The sequence below is a fragment of the Pseudopedobacter beijingensis genome (assembly GCF_042678145.1).
GTDB lineage: Bacteria > Bacteroidota > Bacteroidia > Sphingobacteriales > Sphingobacteriaceae > Pseudopedobacter > Pseudopedobacter beijingensis.
On record NZ_JBHUDG010000018.1, the window covers coordinates 61,993 to 88,699 of the forward strand.

Annotated in this window: 22 protein-coding genes and 2 pseudogenes; 19 read left to right on the top strand and 5 right to left on the bottom strand. The window is 34.9% G+C overall.

Annotated features, from left to right (window positions below):
- Nucleotides 1-9: 9 nt before the first annotated feature.
- The 5 genes from ACFSAH_RS11790 to ACFSAH_RS11810 all read left to right on the top strand — a co-directional run bounded on the left by ACFSAH_RS11790 (nucleotide 10) and on the right by ACFSAH_RS11810 (nucleotide 7,625).
- Nucleotides 10-1,389, top strand: coding sequence for a toll/interleukin-1 receptor domain-containing protein (locus ACFSAH_RS11790; RefSeq protein WP_379662943.1), 1,380 nt, complete (start codon nucleotides 10-12; stop codon nucleotides 1,387-1,389).
- Entirely contained in the window at nucleotides 1,382-2,893 is a 1,512-nt protein-coding gene (locus ACFSAH_RS11795; protein WP_379662944.1) for an argonaute/piwi family protein, read from the top strand. Before ACFSAH_RS11790 ends, ACFSAH_RS11795 begins: the two co-directional genes overlap by 8 nt.
- Before the next feature lie 161 nt (nucleotides 2,894-3,054).
- Complete coding sequence (locus ACFSAH_RS11800; RefSeq protein ID WP_379662945.1) at nucleotides 3,055-4,161, top strand: hypothetical protein; 1,107 nt, start codon at nucleotides 3,055-3,057, stop codon at nucleotides 4,159-4,161.
- A 16-nt stretch (nucleotides 4,162-4,177) separates the two neighbouring features.
- On the top strand, nucleotides 4,178-6,187 hold the full coding sequence (locus ACFSAH_RS11805) for an AAA family ATPase (protein ID WP_379662946.1): 2,010 nt from the start codon (nucleotides 4,178-4,180) through the stop codon (nucleotides 6,185-6,187).
- A 1-nt stretch (nucleotide 6,188) separates the two neighbouring features.
- On the top strand, nucleotides 6,189-7,625 hold the full coding sequence (locus ACFSAH_RS11810; RefSeq protein WP_379662947.1) for a 5-methylcytosine restriction system specificity protein McrC: 1,437 nt from the start codon (nucleotides 6,189-6,191) through the stop codon (nucleotides 7,623-7,625).
- Between the two features lie 109 nt (nucleotides 7,626-7,734).
- Here ACFSAH_RS11810 and ACFSAH_RS11815 read toward each other — a convergent pair whose 3' ends face one another.
- Entirely contained in the window at nucleotides 7,735-7,977 is a 243-nt protein-coding gene (locus tag ACFSAH_RS11815; RefSeq protein ID WP_379662948.1) for a helix-turn-helix domain-containing protein, read from the bottom strand.
- Nucleotides 7,978-8,476: 499 nt separating this feature from the next.
- On the opposite strand from ACFSAH_RS11815, the gene ACFSAH_RS11820 reads away from it, so the two are divergent.
- From ACFSAH_RS11820 to ACFSAH_RS11870, 11 genes and pseudogenes are all read left to right on the top strand, one after another.
- Nucleotides 8,477-8,947 (top strand): hypothetical protein, encoded by a 471-nt coding sequence (locus ACFSAH_RS11820; RefSeq protein WP_379662949.1) that lies wholly within the window; start codon nucleotides 8,477-8,479, stop codon nucleotides 8,945-8,947.
- Between the two features lie 63 nt (nucleotides 8,948-9,010).
- Entirely contained in the window at nucleotides 9,011-9,832 is an 822-nt protein-coding gene (locus ACFSAH_RS11825; RefSeq protein ID WP_379662950.1) for a HEPN domain-containing protein, read from the top strand.
- A gap of 246 nt (nucleotides 9,833-10,078) precedes the next feature.
- Nucleotides 10,079-10,165, top strand: a pseudogene (locus tag ACFSAH_RS11830) (ATP-binding protein); the annotation flags it as partial.
- Nucleotides 10,154-10,471, top strand: coding sequence for a Fic family protein (locus ACFSAH_RS11835; protein ID WP_379663030.1), 318 nt, complete (start codon nucleotides 10,154-10,156; stop codon nucleotides 10,469-10,471). The pseudogene ACFSAH_RS11830 and the gene ACFSAH_RS11835, both read left to right, overlap by 12 nt.
- Nucleotides 10,472-10,595: 124 nt before the next feature.
- A complete protein-coding gene (locus ACFSAH_RS11840; protein ID WP_379662951.1) occupies nucleotides 10,596-11,213 on the top strand; it encodes a DUF6088 family protein in 618 nt (205 codons plus the stop codon).
- Nucleotides 11,203-12,210 (top strand): annotated as a pseudogene (locus tag ACFSAH_RS11845) (nucleotidyl transferase AbiEii/AbiGii toxin family protein). Before ACFSAH_RS11840 ends, ACFSAH_RS11845 begins: the two are co-directional and overlap by 11 nt.
- A gap of 268 nt (nucleotides 12,211-12,478) precedes the next feature.
- Nucleotides 12,479-12,760: a helix-turn-helix transcriptional regulator gene (locus ACFSAH_RS11850; RefSeq protein WP_379662952.1), complete on the top strand. Its 282-nt coding sequence runs from the start codon at nucleotides 12,479-12,481 to the stop codon at nucleotides 12,758-12,760.
- Between the two features lies 1 nt (nucleotide 12,761).
- The gene (locus tag ACFSAH_RS11855; RefSeq protein WP_379662953.1) at nucleotides 12,762-14,012 is read left to right on the top strand and encodes a type II toxin-antitoxin system HipA family toxin; all 1,251 of its coding nucleotides are present in this window, start codon (nucleotides 12,762-12,764) and stop codon (nucleotides 14,010-14,012) included.
- Between the two features lie 91 nt (nucleotides 14,013-14,103).
- Entirely contained in the window at nucleotides 14,104-14,355 is a 252-nt protein-coding gene (locus ACFSAH_RS11860) for a hypothetical protein (RefSeq protein WP_379662954.1), read from the top strand.
- Nucleotides 14,327-17,245 (top strand): type I restriction endonuclease subunit R, encoded by a 2,919-nt coding sequence (locus tag ACFSAH_RS11865; RefSeq protein ID WP_379662955.1) that lies wholly within the window; start codon nucleotides 14,327-14,329, stop codon nucleotides 17,243-17,245. The genes ACFSAH_RS11860 and ACFSAH_RS11865 overlap by 29 nt, the downstream gene beginning before the upstream one ends.
- A 26-nt stretch (nucleotides 17,246-17,271) precedes the next feature.
- Nucleotides 17,272-18,243: a hypothetical protein gene (locus tag ACFSAH_RS11870; RefSeq protein WP_379662956.1), complete on the top strand. Its 972-nt coding sequence runs from the start codon at nucleotides 17,272-17,274 to the stop codon at nucleotides 18,241-18,243.
- A gap of 64 nt (nucleotides 18,244-18,307) precedes the next feature.
- Here ACFSAH_RS11870 and ACFSAH_RS11875 read toward each other — a convergent pair whose 3' ends face one another.
- Nucleotides 18,308-18,691 carry a 5-carboxymethyl-2-hydroxymuconate Delta-isomerase gene (locus ACFSAH_RS11875; protein ID WP_379662957.1) on the bottom strand — a complete coding sequence of 128 codons (384 nt, stop codon included), beginning with the start codon at nucleotides 18,689-18,691 and terminating at the stop codon, nucleotides 18,308-18,310.
- 531 nt (nucleotides 18,692-19,222) lie between these two features.
- Between ACFSAH_RS11875 and ACFSAH_RS11880 the strand changes: the two genes are divergently transcribed.
- Complete coding sequence (locus tag ACFSAH_RS11880) at nucleotides 19,223-20,212, top strand: 2-hydroxyacid dehydrogenase (RefSeq protein ID WP_379662958.1); 990 nt, start codon at nucleotides 19,223-19,225, stop codon at nucleotides 20,210-20,212.
- Nucleotides 20,213-20,457: 245 nt separating this feature from the next.
- On the opposite strand, the gene ACFSAH_RS11885 is transcribed toward ACFSAH_RS11880, so the two are convergent.
- A complete protein-coding gene (locus tag ACFSAH_RS11885) occupies nucleotides 20,458-21,072 on the bottom strand; it encodes a DKNYY domain-containing protein (protein WP_379662959.1) in 615 nt (204 codons plus the stop codon).
- Nucleotides 21,073-21,284: 212 nt separating this feature from the next.
- On the opposite strand from ACFSAH_RS11885, the gene ACFSAH_RS11890 reads away from it, so the two are divergent.
- A complete protein-coding gene (locus ACFSAH_RS11890) occupies nucleotides 21,285-22,592 on the top strand; it encodes an aspartate kinase (protein WP_379662960.1) in 1,308 nt (435 codons plus the stop codon).
- A gap of 13 nt (nucleotides 22,593-22,605) precedes the next feature.
- Complete coding sequence (gene lysA / locus ACFSAH_RS11895; protein ID WP_379663031.1) at nucleotides 22,606-23,769, top strand: diaminopimelate decarboxylase; 1,164 nt, start codon at nucleotides 22,606-22,608, stop codon at nucleotides 23,767-23,769.
- A gap of 115 nt (nucleotides 23,770-23,884) precedes the next feature.
- Here the strand turns inward: lysA and lpdA are convergent, their stop codons facing one another.
- Together lpdA and ACFSAH_RS11905 are read right to left on the bottom strand one after the other, a co-directional pair.
- A complete protein-coding gene (gene lpdA / locus ACFSAH_RS11900) occupies nucleotides 23,885-25,273 on the bottom strand; it encodes a dihydrolipoyl dehydrogenase (RefSeq protein WP_379662961.1) in 1,389 nt (462 codons plus the stop codon).
- A gap of 345 nt (nucleotides 25,274-25,618) precedes the next feature.
- On the bottom strand, nucleotides 25,619-26,707 hold the full coding sequence (locus ACFSAH_RS11905; RefSeq protein ID WP_379662962.1) for a mannose-1-phosphate guanylyltransferase: 1,089 nt from the start codon (nucleotides 26,705-26,707) through the stop codon (nucleotides 25,619-25,621).

Below are 26,707 nucleotides of genomic sequence, written 5' to 3' on the forward strand. Positions count from 1 at the left end.
TAAGTGTTAATGAATAGAGATAGCATATTTATTAGTCATGCAACACCACAAGATAATGAGTTTTCTATTTGGCTTACATCACGATTAGAAATGTTAGGCTATAAAGTTTGGATAGACAAAGAAGGTTTATTAGGAGGTGAGAGATTTTGGGTTACTATACAGCAAGCAATTCAATCCTCAGCTAAGGTATTATTTGTTTATTCAAAAAATATTGTTACAAATGAAGGGATTCTTAAACAAGGTATTGAAAATGAGATTGAATATGCAAAAAGCATAGCATTGCAGTTTCACATTCAAGACTATATTATCCCCCTACATATAGATGATTCACCATATAATTTAGCTATAGGGCTTCCTAATATAAACCATATTCCTTTTAATAATAATTGGGCGGAAGGCCTAAAAATTTTAAAAAAGAAATTAGAGAAAGATAGCATTCCACAGATCTTTGATACTTCAAAATCTGTTATGGCAGAATGGTATGAAAATGAATATATTTCCAATTGTTCTATTATTCCCAAAACAGAGTTATTTTATACTTCGTGGTGGTCAGTATCAGATTTACCAAAGGAGTTTTATATGTATCAATTTTCGAATGAAGTACAGGCAAAAGCAATTAGGAACTCAAATCAAACTATTCCTGTAAGTCTTATGTCAAATGTCTTATCGACATTTGATGCAAAGTTGAGTTTTGTAGTTAATAGAGACGATGAAAATATAGAGCTTAAACCAGTTCACACTTATATTTATTCTTTAAATGATATTTTATATGGGTTTGAGTCAGACAAATTTCCACAACATAGGGATGTAGAAAATCACTTTAAAAGATTACTTTATCGGGTGGTATCAAACTTTTTGATATATAAAGGACTGTGGAGAAACGAAATGTCTAATAAACGACTAGCATACTTTCTACCTAAATATGAAAAAATTAAAAAGATAGATTTTACATATCCTTATAGCAATAGGAAAAAATCCAAATCTATCTTAGGCAAATTTGAAAGTATAGGTATGTGGCATTATGCCGTATCAATTCAACCCATGTTATTTCCATTTGTTGGGTTTTCTTTAAAATCTCATATTTTATTTACATCGGATGGATTTAAAATTATTGATGATGATAAGAAACAACATTCTTATAGAAGAAAAAAAGGTAAGCGTTTCTTTAATGAAGAATGGAGAGATTTATTGTTGGCCTTTCTGCAAAGGCTAAAAGATGATAATGAGGAGATAAAGATTAAGGTGTCTCAAGAGGGTTTAGTTATGAAGATGAAAGAATGGCCTGAAATGTTTTGGAGTGAAGTAGGATATAATGACCCGAACTCAAAGATGGATCTTGATAAAATAGAAGATTATTACGAAGAAATAACGGAAGAAAGTAATGATTGAACCTGTTCTTGCATATATCAATGAACCCTTTCTAACTTTTGGAAATGGGCAACAGGCTATAGATCCACGTGATGGACTATTATTATTTGGTCCTTTTGATCATATGAAGGTCCGGGGAATTAAAAATGTTGGTATAATAGGACCAAAAGAGTTAAGAAAGAAGATGATTAATTACCTGAACAAAATTCATTCTCCAATTATTAATTCGGATACTAATATTGCTCGACCAAATTTTCCAGGGTTAGAAACAATTTTTGGTATATCAGTGAATTTTGAAAATATTATAGAAGTTGAGGTTAAAAAAGAAGATATTGAAAATTATCTTAAATATACAGATTCTCACCAAAGAGTACATAATTGGGTTAACCTCTACGTTAATCCACTTATTAAATACACAGAGAATGAAGAGATGCCTGCAGATGTATGGTTTGTTGTAATTCCTGAAGACATATTTAGGTTTGGCAGACCTAATTCTAGAATTCAGAAAGCTGAAGACAATATTGACATTGGATTGAAAAAGCAAGATCGAAATACTAGTCAGCTAGATATGTTCTTTCAAGAAGAGAAAGATATTCTTAGAGAAGCCTATGAATTTGAAGTGAATTTTCATAATCAACTTAAAGCAAAGATATTACATTCCAAGATTGTTACACAAATAATAAGAGAAAGCAAAATTGCGTATGAGGATATACTAAGTCCTAAGCAAATTGAAGAAGAAAGGAAGTTTGATACAGCAAAGGCATGGAATATATCAAATACACTTTATTATAAATTAGGAGGACTACCATGGAAATTGGGAGAAGTAAGAGAAGGAGTTTGCTATCTAGGTCTGGTCTATAAAAAAACTGAGGCAGATTCGAAGAATAAAAATGCATGTTGTGCAGCTCAAATGTTTTTGGACTCAGGTGATGGTATGGTCTTTCGAGGTAATGTAGGTCCTTGGTGGAATCCTAAAACTGGAGAGTTTCATCTTTCCAAAGAAGATGCTTATGAAATTGTATCACAATCAATAGAAGCATACCATAGTAGGTTTGGTAATTATCCGAATGAAATTTTTATTCATGCAAAAACATTTTTTGATGATACAGAATGGGAAGGTTTTGAGGAGGCTGTAAATGGTAAATCAAAGATTATTGGTATTAGAATAAGGCAAGATAATACCTTTAAACTTTACCGACAAGGGCAGTATTGTGTTCCTAGAGGAACTATGTTACAGTATAATGATCAAAGGGCCTTTTTGTGGACAAAAGGTTTTATTCCAAGATTTAAAACTCAGATTGGCTTAGAAACTCCAAACCCAATAGATGTATCTATTACAAGAGGATATGCAGAAATAGATGTGGTTTGTAAAGATATCTTAAGTTTAACAAAGTTAAATTATAATGCTTGTATTTATGGTGATGGTGTACCTGTAACGTTGAAATTTGCAGATTCTATAGGGGAAATCCTCACCGCTGGTAAAGAAATAAAAACAGGTGTACTTCCATTTAAGCATTATATTTAAACCAGTGATAAGTATAATTAATTTTAAAATTACATAATCAGAAACTTCATTCTTGCCAAACGGATACAGAATAAGTACTAATGTACTACTCGATATGGTTGCGGATCCTGTGGCGTTTATAAAATTAAATGAAAATAATAATCAATAATTAAGCAATAATAATGATTGATATTTCTCAACAATTAGACAGTATTTTTAAAGATATTGAAAGTAAGAAGTCTATTTTCACTGTTCCTACAGTATATAGTTCTTCGTATTTTCCAGAACTAGTTGAAAAAAGGTTAGAAAAGTACTATGAATTTTTATCAGATTACAACATTGGCAAAAGGCTAAATGTTATATTCCGAAACATAGAGCAAAGAAGTTCTGATGGCGATTTGTCACTCTTAAAGAAAGTACGTGGTTTTATAACAGCTATAAACAATTCAATCAGTAATTACTATGATGGTTATATGAACAAAGCATACGATGGCTTCAGCAACTCTTTAAACAAGGTAATTGAGTTTCATAACAACATAGCAGTGAGCTATATTGAGCCATATGAAAGTTTTTATAAAATTAGAGTTGACAAAAAATTAAGTCTTAAGAATAGAGATGATAACTTTCATATCCCTTTTAACTTGAGACATTTCTGTGCAACTCAGAGATATAGTATTCCTGGAGTTCCTTCAATTTATTTAGGAGCAACGTCATATTTGTCTTATGAAGAACTCGGACGGCCTAATATTTCAACCAGTTATATTTCTAGATTTGAAACAAAAAAAATAATTAGAATAATTGAAATTCAGACGATTCATAATTTCTTAAAGTTTTCAAATGATGGCGAAATATCAGGTAGATTTAAAAACGTTTTAAGGTACTTAATACTGTTTCCTCTTTATTTTACAACGACAATAAGAGTTGTTGAAACTAGTGCAAGTTTTAAAACGGAATATATTATTCCACAATTATTAATGCAATTTATTGGAGCTTCGAATAAAGGCGATGATGCAATACGAGGAGTTAAATTTCCTTCATCAAAACTAATTTATAATACAGATGATGACCATCTGCATTTTAGCTATGTATTCCCAATTGTAAAAAGCAACACAGTAGGATTCTGCAGTTTTCTCAGTAATGTATTCCATTTGTCTAAACCTAAATTAATATCTGATATTTTAGGTAAAGTTGATATCGGTAATTCTTTTATAAGCTATTCTAAGAGTGATTTTGCAATAATTGATAAGGAATTATTGAAGGAAAAAGTCGATGATGTCTTGATGGTTTAATTAGAAGAGGAAATAAATGAAAAGCTATTGGAAATTAGGCTGTAGATGGGGTAGTAAAAGTAAGGGTAAACCTTTATTTTTCGATTTGCTTATTAAGTACGGTATAGTAATAAGTTGGGAAAATAAAGATTACCGATGTGGCGGTAATATTTTGCTTACTGATGGACATACAGTATTAGGAGTAGCTAGAACAACCGACACCAGAAAACCAGTTTTTGATTTTCCTCATTATAAAGAAGAATTTGAAGCATTACAAATTGAGTATTGTCAGGATTTGTATGTGTATAATGCATATATAATTAAATTAGACCTAAATAATCGTTTTAGATTCCAAACTCAGACAGGTATATGTGGCATTAATAAGAAAGAAATTAGAGATAGGATGGATAGTATCTTAGCTTTTCACCGAAATGATTTTGAAAAAATGTTGAGTATAAAAAAATATATCGATCTTGTAAAGTACAAGAAGCAAATAATTCTGCAAGGTCCTCCAGGAACTGGTAAAACTAAATTAGCTAAAGAGATTGCTCGAGAAATTATTGGTTTTACTGCTCCGCTAAATAATGACAAGGAGCTTAATGAGGCATTGATTAAAAACTTTATTAAAGTTGGACAGAATTTCAATAGTGTGCATGGAAACACCTCTTATAAAGTTAAGGATGTACTTGATAATAAAATAATTCTTTCTGGCAATGATATAGAAGATAAATCCATTACTTATAATAAAATTATTGAGGTTTATAACTTAGGTAGATGGCAAAGGTCTTTAGATAACGGAAATGATCGTGGAGCTGGTGCAATTGCCAAATATATTTATGACAATATTGCTGAAAGAATTATAAAATCAAAAATCGGAGATTCAGAACAGTTTAAATTAGTTCAGTTTCATCCATCATACACTTACGAAGATTTTGTAAGAGGAATTGTTTCCGAGAGCAAAGGCGAAAATATTGAATATAAAAATATTAATAAGACGCTTGGTCTATTTGCAGAAGAGGCATTAAAAAACTATTTAGACAGCAAAAAGGATGTTGCAACTATTTCAAAGGAAAGTAGTATAAAGTCACATTTTGAAGCTTTTAAAGAATACTTAAATGATAAAATAGAAAATGCCGAAGGATATTTCTCTTTAACAAAAAGTGTCGGACTTATTTCTACTGATGATGAGAATGCTTTTCGTTATAAAGGTGAAAATGAAGGTTGGTTGAAAAACGGTAACAGGATATTGCATAAGGATATTTTACAAGCATATTCAGATGGTAATTTAGACAGACAAGACATTAAAAAAAATCAGAATATTTCAGGACTTGCAAGACAACATGCTAGCTATTTTGTAAGAGTTCTTAACTTATTCCAAGAATTCTTAGACAAGAATAAGTTGAAGGTTAAGGAAGTAAAAACTAGTGAAAAAGTTGCACTTCAAAATTATGTTCTAATCATTGATGAAATTAATCGGGCTAATTTGTCTTCTGTCTTGGGAGAATTAATCTATGCATTGGAGTACAGAGGAGAAGCTGTTGCAAGCATGTATGCAGTTGAAGATTCTATTAATGAGGATAAAAGTACATTAATACTACCTCCAAATCTCTATATCATTGGTACCATGAACACTGCCGATAGAAGTCTAGGTCATATTGATTATGCCATTAGAAGGCGTTTTGCTTTTGTAGATGTACTGCCAGAGTATTTGAATACTAATGATGAGCTAATTTTTCATAGCAACTTGTTTAGGGCAGTGTCTGAAATGTTTGTTAAAGACTTTGATCCCGAAATTAAATATACTGCTGAAAATACTCTTAATAATGATGTTTATTTGTCTAGTGAATTTGAAGCTAAAGATGTTTGGCTGGGCCATTCTTATTTTATCCAGATAATTGAAAAAGACGAAAAAGGAAATCAATTGCTAATTCCAGAAAATATGGAACTAAGATTGGAATATGAAATTAAGCCTATTTTAATGGAATATGTAAAAGATGGAGTACTTAAACCATCAGCAATTGATAAAATAAAAGAACTTACAATATAAAATGGGCATCTTTTTAAGAGAACATATTGCCCATACTTTAAAATTAACTGATGATTTCAATCTGATTAATACCAAAAAGATTGACTACTTGGATAATCATTTAGTATCAGAAATTAAGCCTCGCAAATTTAAAACCGAACGGGGGAAAGATTATTACTGTTTTAAATGTAAGGTTTCGGAAAAGGAAGTTGTATTACAATCTGACTATTTTGTAGGGATAGACTGGCTTACCAAAGGTCGGTTTATTCATGTTGAGCCTAAATTAAATATAGAAGTTTTAAAATCGTTTGAGAGAATTGTATCTATAAGCAATGATAATATTTCGGAAGAGGACATTCGAAACTTAGACAAAGAAGCTGCGGAGAGTACCCAAAAAAAAACTGTTCAAGAAGTTGACATTATTGCCATGCTTTTGGAAATGATGTCTCATACTGAAGTGGCAAAATACACCGATAATTTACTGTTTATAGACTGGGAAGCACCAGAAATTCCTATTAGCCAAAAACAAGATGTTTTAACACCTTTTTTAGTGGTTAAGTTTTTAAAGCTGCTTCAGGATATTGTTAAAAAAGGATTAAAAAAATCTTACTATAAGGTAACAGAAAACTTAAATAACAGAATAAAGGGGAAGGTTTTAGTAGGGCAACAAGTTAAGCAAAACATATTTAAAAATCGTTTTACAAATACGGTGTGCGAATATCAAGTATTTGGAGAAGATTCTGTAGAGAATCGTTTTTTGAAAAGAGTATATCTATTCTGTATCCAGTATGTAGAAAACAATACCAACTTTTTTAAAGATAAAAATAATATCCCTTGGATCATTAATTACATCCGCCCGGCCTTCGAAAAAATTAGTTCTGAAGTTGAATTACACGAAATAAAATATTTTAAGCATAATCCTTTCTTTAAAGAGTATAAAGAAGCTATAAAAATAGGGCAGTATATTTTAAAAAGGTTCTCTTATAATATTACAAAAACGGTTGAAGAACATATCTCTACCCCTCCATTTTGGATTGATATGCCAAAGATGTTTGAACTGTATGCTTTTGCTGGGTTGCTGAAGGCTAATCCCGAACTGACTGCCAAGCACTTTAACTATCAGTTTTCTACTTGTGGTAACTCTTTAGATTTTTTGATTTGCCATGAAAATTCTGACAAGAAGACCAAAATAGTTATAGATGCAAAATACAAAATTCGTTATCGCTATGGGCAAATTCATGAAGATATTAGACAGGTAGCAGGTTATGCCAGATTGAATAAGGTGAAAGGCGAAACTCCAATAATTAGTGGCGAAATAGCTTGTTTGATTGTTTATCCTAAGCCACTTGAGGATACTGAAAAAAACTTGGATAAATTAAATATTGAAAACTTATTAGACGAAGAAGTAAAAGCTTATCATGAAGTTTATAAGCTGGGAATTAATTTACCTTTAATGTAAGTAGATTTGGTGGAATATGGGGTTCTACCCCCGATGATAATTTATCGTTCCCCAACAGGGTTTGAACCTGAGTGTAATCTTTAAGAGGTCAATAGCCTTGATGCTTTTGTTATTTATTTGCTAATTTTGAAAAATCTAGTAACTCATCCACACTTACCTCTAATGCTTTTGCTAAATTTACTAAAATATAAGCAGTTGGATTAGCCCCTTGTTTTTCATACCTGTTGATGGCTTGTTTATCCTTCCCATCTAATATAGCAGCTAGTTCCGTTTGATCTAGTTTCCTTTCTAATCGAATTTGGGCAATTCTTTTACCTAAGTTTATTCTGAATTTTTCTAAATCAGCATCCATCTAAGCAATGTCCATAATAAATTAAAATAGTGGTCAACAAATTTGTTTACTTTTGTTTAGTTGTTTATATTTGAGTTTATAACAAGGTATTATAAAGAGTCTTACAATCGCAATTCTGACGCCGTGGTGTAAGACAGCAGAAATATCCCACTATCTATGTGTAGATGTACTATATTTGTTCATCGAAGTAGGTGTGGGCTCTGCTGTAAATCCGTATCACATAAGGCGTCAGAAACTTTAAGCGATTATGGTATGTAGAGCCCACACTTATTAATAGGTACTACTCGCTAAGACTCGTTACCATAAATAACGGGTATTATGAAAAAACAAAAAAAGCAGATTCTAAAAAGTATTCTACAGGAATATCTGGAGAGTTTATCCCTTATCCAATCTATCAAGTTTAACCGATTTGTTTTAAAAGTCCATGAAGATGGTCATCGAATACCTCTATTGGATTCTATATGGGTGATTCCCAATCAATAAACCAAATAAACCCACTATGAAGAAGAAACAAAAAGCCAGGATGGTAACCGTAGACATGTATCACAAGTATGCTGAGATAGATGAAATGTATTCCAGTAAAGTTAAAGCGGTGAAACTGAATATTCCATCCAACCTCCGGATGTTGTGTGCCATACTTGATGTGAAGGTGGAAACACTGTTAAATGATTTTATGTGGATGTTAAGTTACTCCCACCATCATTCCGCTTCAGGTAAACAGCGGAAAGCGGCAAAAAAGTTCTTTCTGTCCTGCAAATACGGTCAGCCGTTGTATACTAAAAAGCAGATCGGGCAGATGTTTGATGAATTAAAGGCCGAGCAAAAAATATATGAAACCATAGAGGGGATGGATCAGGAGGACAAGAAGCTGTTTTGGAAAAGTAACCATATGTATATGCAGCATTGGTTTAAACGTTGGTTTGAAAAGAACAGACACCAAGAGGACCTGTCGGTACTTAAAGAATATTGATTCTCTTTGCCCATACCCTTTATATCAAGATTATTAACCCTTAACCTATAAACCAAACATATTATGGAAACAACCATTTTAGCCAAACCGGAAAACACCAAGGAATTAAATGCCCTGGTAAGTCTATTACTGGAAAAGTTTAATCCGCTACAGATTTACCTATATGCGTATTACGAGGAGCAGTCGGCCTATAACAGCATCTTTCGTGAGGCGAGGCAGCAGGGAGAAAAAGTTTTTTACCTGCTGGTAGTAACGGAAGGGACAGCTTCAATGGAGAATGCTATCCAGCAATATGTAGATGCCTGTTATAAAGAGGCTAAAGCTATTATACATGCGCATGGTGAAGAAACGCTAAGGCTTAACCTGAACCAGTGCAATGGCTATTTTACAGCGGTGCTTAACCGTGGGGTGTTATTGTACAGTGCGGATGGATTGCTGGCAGTGCAAGCGGTGCAGGGACCTAATGCAGAGAAGCAATTGTTAAGGATTAAGGAGCAGTGGGAGCATCGTATCCATTTGTCCAAAGGCTTTCTACATGCTGCAGAGGAAGCGGTAGAGCATGGGGATGATCCTATCAGTATTTACCTGATGTACCAGGCGGTGGAGCAGACCTGTGTGGGTTTGATTGCCGTATTTATGGGCTATAAAACAGATATACGAAATTTAAGGCGATTGCTGTATGTATGTGGCTGTTTCTCTAAAAAGCCTTTGCAGCATTTTATGGGATCACCAGAGAATGAACAGTTGTTAAATATCATGATGAAGAGTTTCAGCGAGGTGCGTTATGGGAGTGATTTTGATTTGGAGGGGAGGTCACCGTTTCGTTTTTTGGAACTGGCAGAGGGTTTTGTGAAGTTGGCGGAGGGGATGGTTGGGGAGTTGTAGGTTTTGAGTTATAAGTAGTAAGTTATAGGTTTAAAGTGGTTGGAGATGACGGAGGAGCACCTTACTGGTTTAGGAGTTAGCAAAGCGACTCTTAAATCCAATTCATAAAACAGAGGACTTAGTCCGGCAAGAGGCAGGGGTTATAAATAAAGATAGTGTAGATATTTCGGACAGAGTCCTTGGTTTCAAAAGGCAATTTAAGTCATCCATTGGAGGACTTAAACGAGGAGGGGGGGATTTTCTGTACCTCGAAATAAAGAATTAATGCGAATTTTCAAGGATTTGGATTTGGTGGAGCAATTAGGTTCAGGTATTCCAAGGATTCTAAAAGCTTATGCGAAAGAGTGTTTTCAGTTTTCTGATGATTTTTTAAGACTGATCTTACCAGCTAGTGAACAACTTACCCCGCAAGATACCCCGCAAGTTGAGGAGTTGTTGAAGATTATGGTTGGACAGCATTCCAGACAGGAATTACAAGAGTTACTTGCATTAACTGATCGTGAAAACTTTAGATTGAATTACCTACAACCAGCCATCAATAATGGCTATGTGGTATTGACAATACCTGACAAACCTACTAGTAAAAACCAAAAGTACTATTTAACCGAAAAAGGAAAACAATATCTAAATTCCTTGTAATAACCATGAAATACACCGAAGCTCAATTAGAACAAGCCTTTATCCATAATAGCATAATCCTTGTTGTGAATAATTTTTTTGTCACAAATATTTACTAAATTTGTGACAAAACCAATAAAAAAATATGACAGAATCATCTAAAAATAAAATACAAGCAAAGATTTCTAAGTCTTCATTTGGCGAAATATTTTTTTTGGATGATTTTGCAAAGTATGGTTCTGCAGATAATATCCGCAAGGTACTTTCTCGTTTAGAGCAAGAGGGCATTGTAGAGCGTTTGGCACATGGTATTTATCTGAAACCTAAGAAAGATCCTTTATTAGGAACCATTTATCCGAATACCGAAGAAATTGCCAAACAAATAGCGCAACGAGATAAAGCCCGTATTGCTCCAACAGGGGTATTGGCTTTGTTTTTACTGGGGCTTACCACGCAGATCCCCTTAAAAGCGGTGTACTTAACAGATGGTTCGCAAAGGGCTATAGCTATAGGTAACAGAACCATTCAATTTAAAAAAACAGTTCCCAAAAGTTTTGCTATCAAAGACGAATTGTTGCATTTAATTGTGCAAGCCTTTAAAGAAACGAGTCAGCAAGAAGTATCTGCAGCGTTCTTAGAACAAATAAAACCTCACATTCTTCAATTAGATGAGCAAGTGATCCAAAAACAGTTAAAATTTGCTCCTGTATGGATTCAGAAACAGATTAATAATCTTTATACAGCGCATCAAAATGTGGATTAAGCTCACAAAAGAACAAAAAGTTCAGGTGCTTGAACAAACGGGTATAGCGAAAGGTTTGCCCGCTTTTGTGATAGAAAAAGATTGGTGGGTTTGTATTTTATTGAAAGCAATTTTTCAGTCTAAATATGCAAAATCTGTTATTTTTAAAGGTGGAACTTCGCTAAGCAAGGCCTATCATTTAATCCATCGATTTTCAGAGGATGTTGATTTAGTCATTAATCGTCATTTATTAGGGGTTGAAGAATTAACTTCAAAAACACAAATCAAAAAATTAAGAAAAGCTTCCGAAAGTTTTATTATCAATGAGTTTAGAGAGGAGTTGATTCATCAACTGGATCAATTAGGAATTGATAAAACCTTCTACGAAATTAAGTACAATGACCATGTAGATGACACCAGTGATCCGACTACTTTAGAGGTATATTATCAATCTGTAGTGCCTGTTAGCAATGCGTATGTTGAGCAAAGAGTTCTTTTAGAATTAGGTGCAAGATCGTTAGCATAACCCGCTGAAACTAAATCGATTATTTCATTTATAGACGAAAACTATAAAGGTTTACCTTTTGCGGAACCGGCATTTAAGGTGAGGGTTGTAGTGCCTACCCGAACTTTTATTGAGAAAGTTTTATTATTACACGAAGAGTTTTCTAAACCTATTGATAAAATTAGAACCGATAGATTAACGAGACATTTTTATGATTTAGAAAAATTAATGAAGGCAGAATATGGTCTGTTAGCTCTACAAAATGAAGAATTGTTTCATGCTATTGTAGAGCATAGAAAAACAGTTAACCCTATAAGAGGACTTGACTATTCAAATCATAAGAAAGGAAAAATAAAGATACTTCCGCCAGACGAAGTGCGCTCGAAATGGGAAGCGGACTATAAGACTATGCAAGAAAATATGATTGTTGGCGAAAGTTTGGGTTGGAAAGAATTATTGAATAGAATACAAGAGATTGAAAATAAATGGAATGAACAGGGTGAAAATAAGTAGCATAATTGAGCAGATATTTCTTATTTAATACAAAAACGTCCAAATAAGCATGTTTAAATGTGCTTATTTGGACAAACAAGTTTAACCTGTTAATAGACGCTACAGAATAAAAAAAAACTTAACTTGAAAAAGTTACTATGAAATACACCGAATTGCAATTAGAACAAGCATTTATCCACCTTTTGGAAACAGAAAATAAATACACCTAAATAAAAAAGTCCGTTAATTCAGTCATTTTTCTTATTTTTGTATGAAATAACATACATTTATGAAGAAGAAAATTGTTTTACCTCGATATAAAGACGCCTTAGGACAAATGGGTGAGCAAATTAAACTTGCCCGTAAACGTCGCAAATTAACGACGATACAAGTCGCAGAAAGAGCAGATATTGCTCGTTCTACTTTAAATTTAATAGAGAAAGGAGATCCAAGTGTGGCTATGGGAGCTTATTTTAATGTACTTCGTGTTTTAGGCTTGCAAGATGATTTTTTAAAGTTAGCAGCAGACGATACCTTCGGACGAAAATTACAAGATTTAGAGTTGTTATAAAATGGCAGTACAAAAAACAGATATTTATGTATATGCAGATTGGCAGGGGCTAGAAAGTCCAATGCTTATGGGGATTTTATCAGCCCATCAAGCCAAGGGGCGTAAAGCATTCAGCTTTTCGTATGATAAGCTATGGCTAAAATCTGGACATCACTATCAGTTAGATCCCGATTTGCATTTATTTGCTGGACCACAATTTGTCAACGAAAAAGAAAACTTTGGTCTTTTTTTGGACAGTATGCCCGATACTTGGGGACGTACACTAATGAAAAGACGTGAGGCCCAACTCGCTAAACAAAAAGGTGAAAAAGCAAAAACATTATACGATATCGATTTTTTATTGGGAGTCTATGACGAAACGCGTATGGGTGCTTTGCGTTTTAAGCTAGATCCAGAAGGAGAATTTCTAGATAACGATACAGCAAAGGCCACACCGCCTTGGTCTACCGTTAGAGAATTACAACAAGCGGTGGTTCATTACGAAAATGATACCGATAATGAAGCTATGACCAAATGGTTGCAACTATTGATAGCGCCTGGTTCTTCTTTGGGTGGGGCACGTCCGAAAGCCAATATTTTAGATGAAAATAAACATCCTTGGATTGCTAAATTTCCATCAAAAAATGATACCATCGATAAAGCAGCTTGGGAATATTTAGCATATCAATTAGCGATAGAAGCAGGCATAAATATGTCGAAATGCAAGATCGAGAAAATTAATGGATCGTACCATACTTTTTTTACCAAACGCTTTGATCGTGTAGGAACTCATCGAATTCATTTTGCATCGGCAATGACTATGACAGGTAATAATGAAGAAACTATTAAAAAGCAAGCAGCCAGTTATTTAGATATAGTGGAGTTTATCCAAACGCAAGGAACCAATATCAAAGAGAATCTAGCACAATTGTGGCGTAGAATCATCTTTAATATTGCTATATCCAATACAGACGACCATTTACGAAATCACGGATTTATTTTAACGAAAGAAGGTTGGATTTTATCACCAGCCTATGATTTAAATCCATCCATAGATAAAGAAGGTTTAGTATTGAATATTGATATGGATAACAATGCCTTAGATTTTGATTTGGCGAAAAGTGTTGGAGAGTATTTTCGACTAACATCCAAAGAAATGGATCAGATTATCAATGAAGTAATAGCTGTAGTTGCTAATTGGCAAGAGATTGCAAAACAAATTGGAATTTCCCGAGCTGAACATGAATTAATGGCAAGTGCTTTTAATATATAATGTATATTACATGTTATAAAAACTCAAAAATTGTAACATGTTATTATTTCATGTTACAAAAAAACAAAAAACTTAACTTGAAAAAGTTACTATGAAATACACCGAATTGCAATTAGAACAAGCATTTATCCACCTTTTGGAAACGGAGGGTTATCATTATATAGATGGGAAAGAATTATCGAGAGTTTCTAACCAAGAAGTTCTGATTAAGGAAGATTTACGTTCTTTTTTATTGAATCGTTACCCAGATTTAGAAGAAATAGAATTGGAAAGCATTGTCAACGAAATAGCTTTTCAGTCAGCTTCTAATCTGTATGATTCCAACAAATACATTTATTTGTAAATTATTAGCTGATGGTTTGATTTTTAAACGAAACAATCCACAAAAGAAAGATTTGCATATTCGATATATTGATATCGAGCATGTAGCTAATAATACATTCAAAATTGCCAATCAATTAGAAATTCAAGGTTCGGAATTGCGTATTCCGGATTTGATTTTATATCTCAACGGAATTCCTGTAGTGGTTTTTGAATTTAAAACCGCTATTGAAGAAGAAATTACCATTTATGATGCTTATAAGCAATTGACTGTACGTTACCGTAGAGATATTCCAGAATTGATGAAATACAATGTGTTTTGTGTGATTTCTGATGGTGTGAATAACAAAGCGGGTACGGTATTTTCGCCTTACGAATTTTACTACGGCTGGAACAAAATTACAGGAGATGAAAAGAAAGCACTGACAGGTATAGAAACCGCTACCTCTATTGTCCACGGAATGCTAAACCAAAGCAGATTGGTGGATATTATCCATCATTTTGTTTTATTTCCGGATACGTCTAAACATGAATTGAAGATACTGACACGCTATCCGCAATATTATGCTGCAAATAAGTTATATAAAAATATTCTAGCGCACCGTAAGCCTGAGGGAGATGGTAAAGGGGGAACTTATTTTGGAGCAACGGGATGTGGTAAAAGTTATACCATGTTGTATTTATCGCGTTTGTTAATGCGTTCTACAGATTTTGCCAGTCCCACGATTATTATTATATCGGACCGTACGGACCTGGATGACCAGTTATCTAAAGATTTTACCAATGCCAAAGATTTTATAGGCGACGAGAATATCATCAATATTGAATCGAGAGCTGATTTAAGAGCCCGTTTACGGGGTAGGGAAAGTGGCGGGGTATTCCTGACAACGGTTCAGAAATTTGCTGAAGATGACGAGATCCTATCAGATCGTTTTAATATTATCTGTATCTCTGATGAGGCGCATCGTTCGCAGGTTAATCTGGACTTAAAGGTAAAAATTGATGAGGAAAAAGGAGTGACCAAATCGTATGGCTTTGCTAAGTATTTACATGATTCCTTACCTTATGCAACCTACGTTGGTTTTACGGGGACACCTATAGATAAGACTTTAGAGGTGTTTGGCGATGTGGTGGATTCGTACACGATGTTTGAGTCTGTAAATGATGAGATTACTGTGCGTTTGGTGTATGAGGGCAGGGCAGCTAAAGTGAATTTGGATTATAATAAGGTACAGGAAATTGAAAATTATTATGAAAATGCACTGCAAGAAGGCGCTTCGGAATATCATGTAGAGTACAGTCAAAGAGCTATTGCAAAAATGGAAGTTGTTTTAGGGGATAGCGACCGTATTAAGGCTATTGCACAGGATTTTATAACGCATTACGAAAAGCGTATAGAAGAAAATGCAACAGTTGCCGGAAAAGTGATGTTTGTTTGTGCCTCACGTGGTATTGCCTATAAATTATACAAAGAAATTTTAGTTTTGCGCCCAGCATGGGGAGAGGTTATGCTTCCTGAGGGCTTAAATGAAAAAGAGCAGAAAGAAATTAAGCCTATAGAGCGTGTTAAGATGGTGATGACCCGTAACAAGGATGACGAAAAGGATTTATGGGACTTGTTGGGTAGTAAGGAGGAGCGCAAAGAACTGGATCGCCAGTTCAAACAGATTAAATCTAATTTCAAGATAGCCATTGTGGTAGATATGTGGCTGACGGGCTTTGATGTACCGTTTTTGGATACTATTTATATTGACAAGCCTTTGCAAACGCATAATCTGATTCAGACTATTTCTAGGGTAAATCGTAAATATCAGGGTAAAGATAGAGGGTTGGTGGTAGATTATATTGGTATCAAGAAAAATCTGAACCATGCTTTAGGATTATTTAATAATCAGACTGCGGATGATGATTTTGAAGATATCAGTCAGGCAGAGATTATTGTTCGTGATCAGATTGATTTACTTAGACAATTCTTCTATAAGTTTGATGCTTCAAAATATTACGATGGTTTGCCGGTAGAACGTTTACAGTGTTTAAATAAAGCGTCTGAATTGGTTTTGCAAACCGAGGAGTCGGAGAAGTTTTTTGTAAATGTAACCAAGAAATTAAAGTCTGCCTATAATTTGGTGAGTGGTTCGGAATTGTTTGCTTTAAGAGAGGTAGATGAAATTCATTTCTATTTTGCGGTAAAATCTATTGTAGTGAAGTTGACTAAAGGTGAGGCACCTGATACGGCACAGATGAATGAAAAGGTTGCTAAGCTGGTAGAAGAAGCAATTATTTCTGAAGGTGTTGAAGAGATTTTTAAACTGGATGATCATAAGGCAAATACGATTGATTTGTTTAATGATAAGTTTATTGAGAAGATAACAAATTTAGAATTACCGAATACTAAGATTAAAATTCTGGAGCGCTTATTAAAACAGACTATCAACGATTTTAAAAAGGTAAATAAGGTTAAGGGACAAGATTTTTCGGTACGCTTACAGGCAATTGTTAATAGATATAATGAGCGAAGCGAAAGGGATGTATTGGATTATGATGGTATCCAGGCTGATACAGCTGAGCAAATGCTGGACCTGATTATAAAACTTCGTATAGAGATGGATTCTTTTCATGATTTGGGAATTGATTATGAAGAGAAAGCTTTTTATGATATTCTGTATATGATTTGTAAACAGTATGGTTTTGAGTTTGATAAGGATAAAATGCTGGAGCTAGCTAAAGAGATTAAGATTATAGTGGATAATACGGCTAAGTATCCGGATTGGGCAGATCGTGATGACATTAAGGCACAATTGAAAATGGATATTATAGTGAAATTGCATCAGTATGGTTATCCGCCTATTACACAGGATGACGTGTATAAGAATGTATTGGAACAGGCGGAGAATTTTAAGAAGAATAGGTAGTTTTAAGATAATTATTAAAAATAACCATGCTTTGGAATAAAGAAGAACAGTATACAGAGGTTCCGTTCGAAAAAGAGGCAGACTTGGAAGAAGCTGTACATTTTGTGAAAGAAGCCTTATTTGGTTCGACAAGAATTTATCTTGACGATAAGAAAAAGATAGGACAGAAGGGAAACACCAATAATTTACCTGATGGCTATTTAATAGATTTAACCAATAAGCAGGACCCAAAGATATTTGTGGTAGAGAATGATTTAGCTAGTCATCAACATTTAAAACATATAGCTGTTCAGATTTTGGAATTCTCTTTGTCTTTTGAGAGTTCGAAAGTAAAAGTGAAGAACATTATTAAAGAAATGCTTCAGAAAAGACCTGCTGAATGGAAAAAGTGTGAAGCATTTGCAAAAAGTAATGGTTATGAAAATGTTGATTATTTATTGGAATCCATCATTCATAAAAAAGACTCTTTTAATGCCTTATTAATTATTGATGAGTTAGGAGATGAGCTTGAAACGGTATTAATTAGTCGTTTTAAGTTTCCGGTAGAGGTTACCACGCTAAAAAGGTATCAATCTGAAAGCGGTAAACTGCTTTACGAGTTTGAGCCTTTTTTGAATGAAGTAACGGAGGATACAGAAAAGATAGATATTTCTGATATAGACACGATTGTGATTCCCGCCAGAGAAGATGGGTTTAAGGAGGTGTTTATAGACGAAAATTGTTGGTATGCAATACGTCTAAATTCATCTATGATACCTAAAATAAAATATATTGCTGCTTATCAGGTAGCGCCTATTTCGGCTATTACGCATATTGCAGAGGTGAAGTCTATAGAGCAATGGAAGGACACGAATAAATATATACTCCACTTTGCAGAATCTGCTCAGAAGATTAAAAATATACCTTTAGGAAAGATAAAAGGAAAGGCACCTCAAAGTCCCAGGTATTCGTCGCGTGATAGAATATTAAATGCGAAATCGTTGGATAATGTGTTTTAGGGAGGCTGTTTGTTAGTGCTAGTAGGTTGAAGATCTCTCCGCTATGGTCGGGATGACGGGGAAATTAAAGCTCAAAATGCCTGTTGTTATCTGTGTTTTCTGGGTTTATTAATGATTTGTTGCAATAGGTTGCGGTTTCAAATTCATAGATATTGACGGATAGAAATGAGATTTGAGGGAATAATACTGCTAGCTTTGTAGTGATTTGTTGGGAAAGATTGGCTTTTTGGTCTGTGCTTCGTCCTTCCATAATATAACCGAATATATGAATAAAGCTTTTCTTGTTTTCTCCCAGCTTATAGTACTGGTAGGGCTGTATTCGTACTTTAATGTCGTTAAGGGCAAATAATTGGGTGGCTTCTGCGGCCTGGTATACGGTATCCATTATTAAATCTGGTGATACCTGCTGAATAATCTCCTGAGAACAGTCTATAATAAAATGGGGCATAACGTTATTTTTAGTAATGATTATAAAAATAGATAAAATATTAATTAACTCCCGATTGTATTGTTTTGGAAAGCTTGGATAAACTTTTTACGTACAAGTTTGAAATAGACCTGAATGGTTTTTGATGTTGTTTGATAGTATTGAGGGAAACAAATTGAGACTGAAGGTTTTTTCTGGATAAAGGTATATGTTATCAATATTAATGTCATGATTTAGCTAGGTGATCTGAAATGATAACATTGTTGCCATAAAATTGTTATTATAGAAGATGAACGAGAAAGTGAATCGCTTTTTTATGGTTTGGATATTACTATGATATACTGCTTATATGGCTCTGATGGGCTATTATAAAATATATTGGGTGACTGGTGTAGCTTAAAGCTTAATTTTTTCGTTATTTATTAATAAAAGGCTAAAGTATATCATAAGGGTAAGGGCTAAGTTAAGTGTATTTTTGTTGTACTGTTCTTCGTAATATTTAGTAGGGAGACAGGTTGTAACTGAAATAGAATCAATTGTTGGAGGTTTAATATGTCACAGAAAGTCGTTTTTATTAGTAGCAAGATACCGGAAGCCGGATTGGCTTTATTGAAACAGGATGGATACCAGGTTATTGAGTGGGATAGCGAACGGAGGATTAATAAGGAGGAATTGATTGCACATTGCAAGGATGCCCATGCGTTGTTGAACGCAAGGAGCACCCAGCTGGATGAGGAGTTTTTTAAGGCTTGTTCTCATCTGGAGATTGTGTCGTTGTTGAGTGCGGGGTATGATCATGTGGATTTGGCTGCCGCTAACAATTACAGGGTTCCGGTAACGAATACACCGGGTGTGCTTAGCAAAGCTACTGCGGATACTGCTTTTTTATTGATGATGGCTGCGTCCCGGAAGGCTTTTTTTCAGCATAAAAAAATTATTAACGGTAAATGGCAGAAGAACCTGCCTACTGATTTATTGGGGATTGAGTTAAGGGGAAAGACTTTAGGTATTTTTGGTTTGGGGCAGATTGGGCTGGAAATGGGAAGAATGTGTAAGCGGGCATTGGATATGGAGATTATTTATCATAATAGGACACGGAATGAGGCTGCTGAGGAGGTACTGGATGCTACATGGGTTTCTTTTGATGAGCTACTGGATAGGAGTGATGTTATTTCTGTGCATAGTGCGCTCACTGCTGATACGAAGGGGAGGTTTAATAAGGATGTGTTTTACAGGATGAAAAGCAATGCTATTTTTATTAATACATCAAGGGGAGCGGTGCATAATGAAATGGACCTGATTTCGGTTTTAGAGGAGAAAAGAATATGGGGCGCAGGCTTGGATGTGACTAATCCGGAACCGATGAGTCCGGATAATCCTTTGCTGTTTATGGAGAATGTTGCTGTGTTACCACATATTGGATCGGCTACGGTGGAGACGAGGAATGAGATGTCGTTGCTGGCTGCAAAAAATATTATAGCCAGGTTTAATGACGAGATATTGTTGACTTGTCTTAATCCTGAGGTTTTGGAGGTGACGTAGGTTTGGCTTTATAATGGTTTATTGTCCATAGTCGATAGACCATGGCTCATTATTTATAGTCCATTGTCCATAGTTGATAGACCATGGCTCATTATTCTATAGTTTATAATCGTTCATAGTTTTAAACATTCATCATTTATAGTCCATTGTCCATAGTGGATAGACCATGGTTCATCATTTATAGTCGATAGTTCATTGTTTTAAACATTCATCATTCTATAGTTCATCATCCATCATTAAACTATTTACATCACTTTTCCTCTATAATAGCTATTCCAGTTGTCTTTGGCATAACCATCTTTACCTACAGAAAAGGAAGTTGCAGAGGCTCCTTTGATAGGGGTGCCGCGATAATATACATTCCAGTTGTCTTTTGCATAACCATGGCCGAGGTATGAGATAGAAGAGGCAGAGGCACCGGAGATTTCTTTATCCTGATAAAATACGTTCCAGTTGTCTTTGGTATAGCCACCACCCAGGTTTTGGGATGAGCTAACGGCTGCTTTTTGTACTTGCTTGCCATAACGGTATACATGCCAGTTATCTTTTCCGTGGCCATCTTTTTGGTTGTACTCGAAAGATGATGCAGAAGCGTTTTCTACAGAAATTCCTTTATAATATACATTCCAGTTGTCTTTTCCATATCCACCGCCTAAATAACGGAAAGATGATGCAGAAGCTTTTTCTACAGTTACTCCTTTATAATATACCTTCCAGTTATCTTTGGCATAAGCACCGCCAAGCTGATCTAATTCCTGATAGTACGAGGAGTTTATATAAATATGAAAACCCGCCAGGGCGGTTGTGGTGGATATAGTTAATAAAAAACCGAAGAAAATGAAAGCTGCTAATTTATTCATAGGGAACCAAATTAATTAAAATACTCCATATTGAGACTTGAGGTACTTAAATTGGTTTAAAAATAGGGTTAACGGATTTGCTACCTTGTAATATTGAGATGAAAACAGAATGCATGTTTTTTTGAATTTTTAGACATTATTAACAGAAAAGTTTGAAAGCTTTTATCTATTTTAGCGGCCGTTAATAACAAATTATTAAAAACAATAAACAAATGAAAGTTCTAAAATTCGGGGGTACATCTGTAGGAAGCCCTGAAAGAATGAAAAAACTCCTTGAGATCGTTAATCCGTCTGAAAGACAGATTGTTGTCCTTTCGGCAGTTTCTGGTACAACCAATAGCCTGGTAGAGATTTCGCAGGCTTATCTTGCAAATGATAAGACTAAGGCTCTGGACCTTATAAAGGCACTGAAGGATAAGTACGAGATTTTCATTAAGGAACTTTTTGCTAAGGAAGAGTTTTTAATAAAGGGTAAAGAGGTTATTGATTACCATTTTGATGTATTAACTACTTTCTCTAATGATTTGTTTACGCCTACTGAAGAGAAGGTTGTATTGGCGCAAGGTGAGCTGATTTCTACTACTTTGTACCATACTTATTTACAGGAAATAGGTGTTAAATCTATCTTATTGCCTGCATTGGAGTTTATGAAAACTGACGAAGATAATGAGCCTGTTGTGGATTACATTACAGAAAAATTGACTCCGTTATTACTTGCAGACAATAACCTGTTTATTACGCAGGGATATATTTGCAGAAACTCTTTTGGTGAAATAGATAATTTAAGAAGGGGTGGAAGCGATTATACTGCTTCTTTAATTGGTGCTGGTATTAAGGCTGATGAGGTTCAGATCTGGACAGATATTGATGGTATGCACAATAATGATCCGCGTATTGTAAAAGGTACAAGACCTATTTCTCATCTTTCTTTTGATGAGGCTGCCGAGCTGGCTTATTTTGGTGCTAAAATTTTACATCCGCAATCTGTTTTCCCTGCGCAACGTTATAAAATACCTGTAAGGTTGTTGAATACAATGGATCCAAAGGCTTTTGGTACATTAATTAGCAGTGAAAGTGATGCTGAAGTGGTAAAGTCTATTGCTGCTAAAGATGGTATTACAGCTATTAAAATACAATCTAGCAGAATGTTATTGGCTTATGGTTTCTTGAGAAAGGTGTTTGAAATATTTGAGCGTTATAAAACACCAATAGATATGATTACGACTTCTGAGGTTGCTGTTTCTTTAACTATTGATGATACCAGATATTTGGGTGAGATAACCAGAGAGCTTCAGGATTTTGGTATTGTTGAGGTAGATGTTAATCAAACTATTATCTGTGTGGTTGGAGATTTAGGTGTAAATACACATGGTGTTGCGGCAAGAATTTTTGCATCATTACAAAATATTCCATTAAGAATGATTTCTTATGGTGGCAGCAACCATAATGTTTCGCTACTTGTAAGAAGCGAAGATAAAATAGAGGCGTTAAGAAGCTTACACAAAGGTTTATTTGAATAATACAATGAGTAATATGTTCAATAGTCAGGTAGTTTCTGGTTTAGAGAAACATGAAACACCTTTCTACTATTATGATATAGCTGGTTTAACAGCGAATGTAAGGGCTTGTGAGGAAGCTTCTTCTAAATATAATTTTCATGTGCACTTTGCCATGAAAGCAAATTTTAACAGAAGGGTTTTGGATGTGATCCAAACAGCGGGTTTTGGTGCGGATTGTGTGTCGGGCGGTGAGGTTAAAAAAGCATTAGAGAGTGGTTTTTCTGGTAAAAGCATAGTTTTTGCGGGTGTAGGAAAATCGGATGCCGAAATAAATCTGGCATTGGATAATGACATTTTCTGCTTTAACGTAGAGTCTGTACAGGAGCTGGAAATTATTAACGAGCTGGCTGAGAAAAAGGGTAAAAGGGCATCGGTTGCTATCCGTATAAATCCAAATGTGGATGCGCATACGCACCATTACATTACTACCGGATTGGATGAAAATAAATTTGGTATTAACTCGTGGGACTTACCTAAGGTAATAGATACGTTAAAAGCTTCTAAAAATCTTGAGTTTGTAGGGATACATTTCCATGTTGGCTCTCAGATTACTGATATGAATGTTTTTAAAAGCCTTTGTGTTAAAGTGAATGAGATGCAACAATGGTTTGAGGAGAGAGGTGTTGCTATAAAGGTGTTGAATGTTGGCGGTGGTTTGGGGGTAGATTATCATCACCCAGATCAGAATGTTGTTGTAGATTTTGAATCTTATTTTAAGATATTCAACGACTTTTTGGATGTAAAACCTCATCAGGAAGTGCATTTTGAATTGGGTAGGGCTTTGGTTGCCCAGTCTGCCAGCTTAATTACAAGGGTTCTTTACCTTAAACATGGGATTAAAAAGAATTTTGCTATTGTAGATGCGGGTATGACGGAATTGATGCGTCCGGCCTTGTATCAGGCTTATCATAAAATAGAAAATATCAGTGACCTGGCTTTTTCAAAGGAGCTTAAATCTTATGATGTGGTTGGGCCAATATGTGAATCTTCTGACTGTTTTGCTAAAGAGATTGAATTGCCTGAGTTAAGTCGTGGAGATTTACTGGCTATCAGAACGGCAGGGGCTTACGGAGAGGTTATGGCATCGGCTTATAATTTAAGACCTTCTATCAGGAGTGTTTATTCTGATGAGATATAATTTAGGAGAGAGGGAGATTCATAAGCCTCTCTTTTGATTAACAGCAATATTTAAAGACATAAAAAAAGCGGATAATTTTTAAATTATCCGCTTTTTTTATGGAAGTATTTTCTTCTTATAAATGTATTACTTCGTCGTAAGCATCTGCAGCGGCTTCCATGATAGCTTCGCTCATGGTAGGGTGCGGGTGTACGGATTTAATGATTTCCATTCCGGTAGTTTCCAGTTTTCTGGCTACTACAACTTCTGCAATCATTTCGGTTACGTTAGAACCAATTAAATGAGCGCCTAGGAATTCACCGTATTTAGCATCGAAAATTAGTTTTACAAAACCATCTTTAGCTCCAGAAGCACTTGCTTTACCAGATGCAGAGAATGGGAATTTACCTACTTTGATATCGTAACCTGCTTCTCTTGCTTTTTTCTCGGTATAACCTACTGATGCAATTTCAGGAGATGCATAAGTACATCCAGGGATATTGTTGTAGTTTAATGGCTCTGGATGGTGTCCTGCAATTTTTTCTACACATATAATACCTTCGGCTGATGCTACGTGAGCCAGTGCCTGACCAGGAACGATATCGCCAATAGCATAAACTCCGCTTACATTTGTTTTGTAAAATTCGTCTACTACTACTTTTCCTTTGTCGGTTTTAACTCCTGTTTCTTCCAGTCCGATATTCTCAATATTGGCAACAACACCTACTGCGGAAAGTACTACCTCTGCTTCTAATACTTTAGCTCCAGATTCTGTTTTTACATGTACTTTACAAACATCGCCGGTAGTATCAACAGATTCTACAGAAGATTTTGTCATGATATCTATACCTGTCTTTTTGAAAGATCTGGCCAGTTGTTTAGATACTTCTTCGTCTTCTACAGGTACAATGTTATCCATAAATTCTACTATGGTAACTTTAGTGCCCATAGTTGCATAGAAATAGGCAAACTCTACACCAATAGCTCCCGAACCTACAACCACCATAGATTTAGGTAGTTTAGGTAGTACCATTGCTTCTCTGTAACCAATGATTTTTTTACCATCCTGTTTTAGGTTTGGTAATTCTCTTGAACGACCACCGGTAGCCAGAATTGTATGTTTAGCTGAATATTCTTTTACGGAACCGTCTGCTGCTTTTACTTCTACTTTACCGCCTTTTTTAATTTTTCCGTATCCGGAGATAACATCAATTTTGTTCTTTTTCATCAAGAACTGTATGCCTTTGCTCATGCCATCGGCAACGCCACGACTTCTTTTTACAACGGCTTCAAAATCAGCTTCTGCACCGCTTACGTTTATTCCGTATTCAGAAGCGTGATTGATATATTCAAATACTTGTGCACTTTTCAATAAAGCTTTGGTAGGTATACAACCCCAGTTTAAGCAAATCCCGCCAAGAGCATCTTTTTCTACAACGGCAGTTTTTAAACCTAATTGGGCAGCTCTGATAGCAGCTACGTAACCACCAGGTCCACTACCTATAACAATAAGATCGTAATTCATATCAATATATTTTGGGGTCGAATTTAAGAAAATAATTAGAACTAATCGTTTTTAAAAGGAACAAAATCCCAATTCTGACATCTTATAAACGCATTTTATATTTATAAAACCAAAGGGGTGAATTACTGACTGGTTATTCTGTTGGAGAGTTATTGTATCTTATTGAAATATTCTGAGCTTATCTTGATTTTGGGAAATATTAAGGGCTGAAGGGGAGGATTCGTATATAGACTAAATTGCTAAATTATTCTATATTGAATTTTTAATAAACCAGAATTATTAATTAGTTTGATATAAAGGAAGGTATTATTTTTAGGTACCTTCCTTTATTATTTATTGGTGTTATCAGATGTATTCGTTACCGAAGTTTTGCTTTACATCTGCAACAATTTGTTTAACATGCTGTTCGTTACTTCTTGGGCAAATTAGTAACGTGTCATTAGATTCTACTACGATATAATCGTGTAAACCTTCTAAAATAACCATCTTGTCTGAGGGAACATTTACCAGGCAATTAGAAGAATTGTACATCATCACCTTTTCTTTATTGATAACGGCATTGCCTACATAATCTTTTTCTGAGAGCTCGTATACTGATGCCCAGGTACCTAAATCTGACCATCCGAAATCTGCGGGCATTACATATACGTTATTTGCTTTTTCCATGATTCCGTAATCAATAGATATGTTTACGCATTTTTGAAAGCCTGTTTGGATATATTCTTTTTCTTTATCTGTATTGTAATAGGGCTCACCGTCTCTGAATATTTCATTCATATCTGGTAAAAACTTGTCGAATGCTGTAGTAATGGCATTTACAGACCATACAAAAATGCCTGAATTCCATAAAAAGTCGCCACTGGCCAAAAAGGTTTCAGCTATTTCAATACTTGGTTTTTCTGTAAATGTTTTTACTTTATGAAGTTCATGATCTTCTCCCAAAAGCTCATCGGAAAACTGGATGTAGCCATAACCTGTATCGGGTCTGGATGGTTTAATTCCTAAAGTAATCAGACAATCGTTTTGTTTAGATGCAGCTAAGGCCTTATTAATAGTTTCAACAAAAACATCAGTTTCGAGAATCAGGTGATCTGAAGGTGCTACTACAATGCTTGCTCCGGGATTTATCTTCCTTATTTTAGCGGTACCATAGGCTATACATGGTGCTGTATTACGCATAACAGGCTCACATATAATTTGGTGGTCTTGTAAAAAGGGTAGATGTTCTTTTACCAGCGAGCGATAGTTTTCGTTGGTTAATATATATATGTTCTCGACAGGGATAATCTTTTTAAATCTGTCAAAAGTTGTTTGTATTAAGCTTTTTCCTGTACCCAAGATGTCTAAAAACTGCTTGGGAAAGGATGTTCTACTAACCGGCCAAAAACGACTTCCAACGCCTCCGGCCATAATTAGTGCAAAATTATTGTTCAT

What these genes read in the sequence shown, in the direction of transcription:
- ACFSAH_RS11800 (WP_379662945.1), top strand. Translation starts at nt 3,055, where the DNA reads ATGATTGATATTTCTCAACAATTAGACAGTATTTTTAAAGATATTGAA.
- ACFSAH_RS11810 (WP_379662947.1), top strand. Translation starts at nt 6,189, where the DNA reads ATGGGCATCTTTTTAAGAGAACATATTGCCCATACTTTAAAATTAACT.
- ACFSAH_RS11890 (WP_379662960.1), top strand. Translation starts at nt 21,285, where the DNA reads ATGAAAGTTCTAAAATTCGGGGGTACATCTGTAGGAAGCCCTGAAAGA.
- ACFSAH_RS11805 (WP_379662946.1), top strand. Translation starts at nt 4,178, where the DNA reads ATGAAAAGCTATTGGAAATTAGGCTGTAGATGGGGTAGTAAAAGTAAG.
- ACFSAH_RS11905 (WP_379662962.1), bottom strand. Translation starts at nt 26,707, where the DNA reads ATGAACAATAATTTTGCACTAATTATGGCCGGAGGCGTTGGAAGTCGT.
- ACFSAH_RS11795 (WP_379662944.1), top strand. Translation starts at nt 1,382, where the DNA reads ATGATTGAACCTGTTCTTGCATATATCAATGAACCCTTTCTAACTTTT.
- ACFSAH_RS11860 (WP_379662954.1), top strand. Translation starts at nt 14,104, where the DNA reads ATGAAATACACCGAATTGCAATTAGAACAAGCATTTATCCACCTTTTG.
- ACFSAH_RS11820 (WP_379662949.1), top strand. Translation starts at nt 8,477, where the DNA reads ATGAAGAAGAAACAAAAAGCCAGGATGGTAACCGTAGACATGTATCAC.
- ACFSAH_RS11870 (WP_379662956.1), top strand. Translation starts at nt 17,272, where the DNA reads ATGCTTTGGAATAAAGAAGAACAGTATACAGAGGTTCCGTTCGAAAAA.
- ACFSAH_RS11850 (WP_379662952.1), top strand. Translation starts at nt 12,479, where the DNA reads ATGAAGAAGAAAATTGTTTTACCTCGATATAAAGACGCCTTAGGACAA.
- ACFSAH_RS11885 (WP_379662959.1), bottom strand. Translation starts at nt 21,072, where the DNA reads ATGAATAAATTAGCAGCTTTCATTTTCTTCGGTTTTTTATTAACTATA.
- lpdA (WP_379662961.1), bottom strand. Translation starts at nt 25,273, where the DNA reads ATGAATTACGATCTTATTGTTATAGGTAGTGGACCTGGTGGTTACGTA.
- lysA (WP_379663031.1), top strand. Translation starts at nt 22,606, where the DNA reads ATGTTCAATAGTCAGGTAGTTTCTGGTTTAGAGAAACATGAAACACCT.
- ACFSAH_RS11840 (WP_379662951.1), top strand. Translation starts at nt 10,596, where the DNA reads ATGACAGAATCATCTAAAAATAAAATACAAGCAAAGATTTCTAAGTCT.
- ACFSAH_RS11880 (WP_379662958.1), top strand. Translation starts at nt 19,223, where the DNA reads ATGTCACAGAAAGTCGTTTTTATTAGTAGCAAGATACCGGAAGCCGGA.
- ACFSAH_RS11790 (WP_379662943.1), top strand. Translation starts at nt 10, where the DNA reads ATGAATAGAGATAGCATATTTATTAGTCATGCAACACCACAAGATAAT.
- ACFSAH_RS11875 (WP_379662957.1), bottom strand. Translation starts at nt 18,691, where the DNA reads ATGCCCCATTTTATTATAGACTGTTCTCAGGAGATTATTCAGCAGGTA.
- ACFSAH_RS11865 (WP_379662955.1), top strand. Translation starts at nt 14,327, where the DNA reads ATGATTCCAACAAATACATTTATTTGTAAATTATTAGCTGATGGTTTG.
- ACFSAH_RS11855 (WP_379662953.1), top strand. Translation starts at nt 12,762, where the DNA reads ATGGCAGTACAAAAAACAGATATTTATGTATATGCAGATTGGCAGGGG.
- ACFSAH_RS11815 (WP_379662948.1), bottom strand. Translation starts at nt 7,977, where the DNA reads ATGGATGCTGATTTAGAAAAATTCAGAATAAACTTAGGTAAAAGAATT.
- ACFSAH_RS11825 (WP_379662950.1), top strand. Translation starts at nt 9,011, where the DNA reads ATGGAAACAACCATTTTAGCCAAACCGGAAAACACCAAGGAATTAAAT.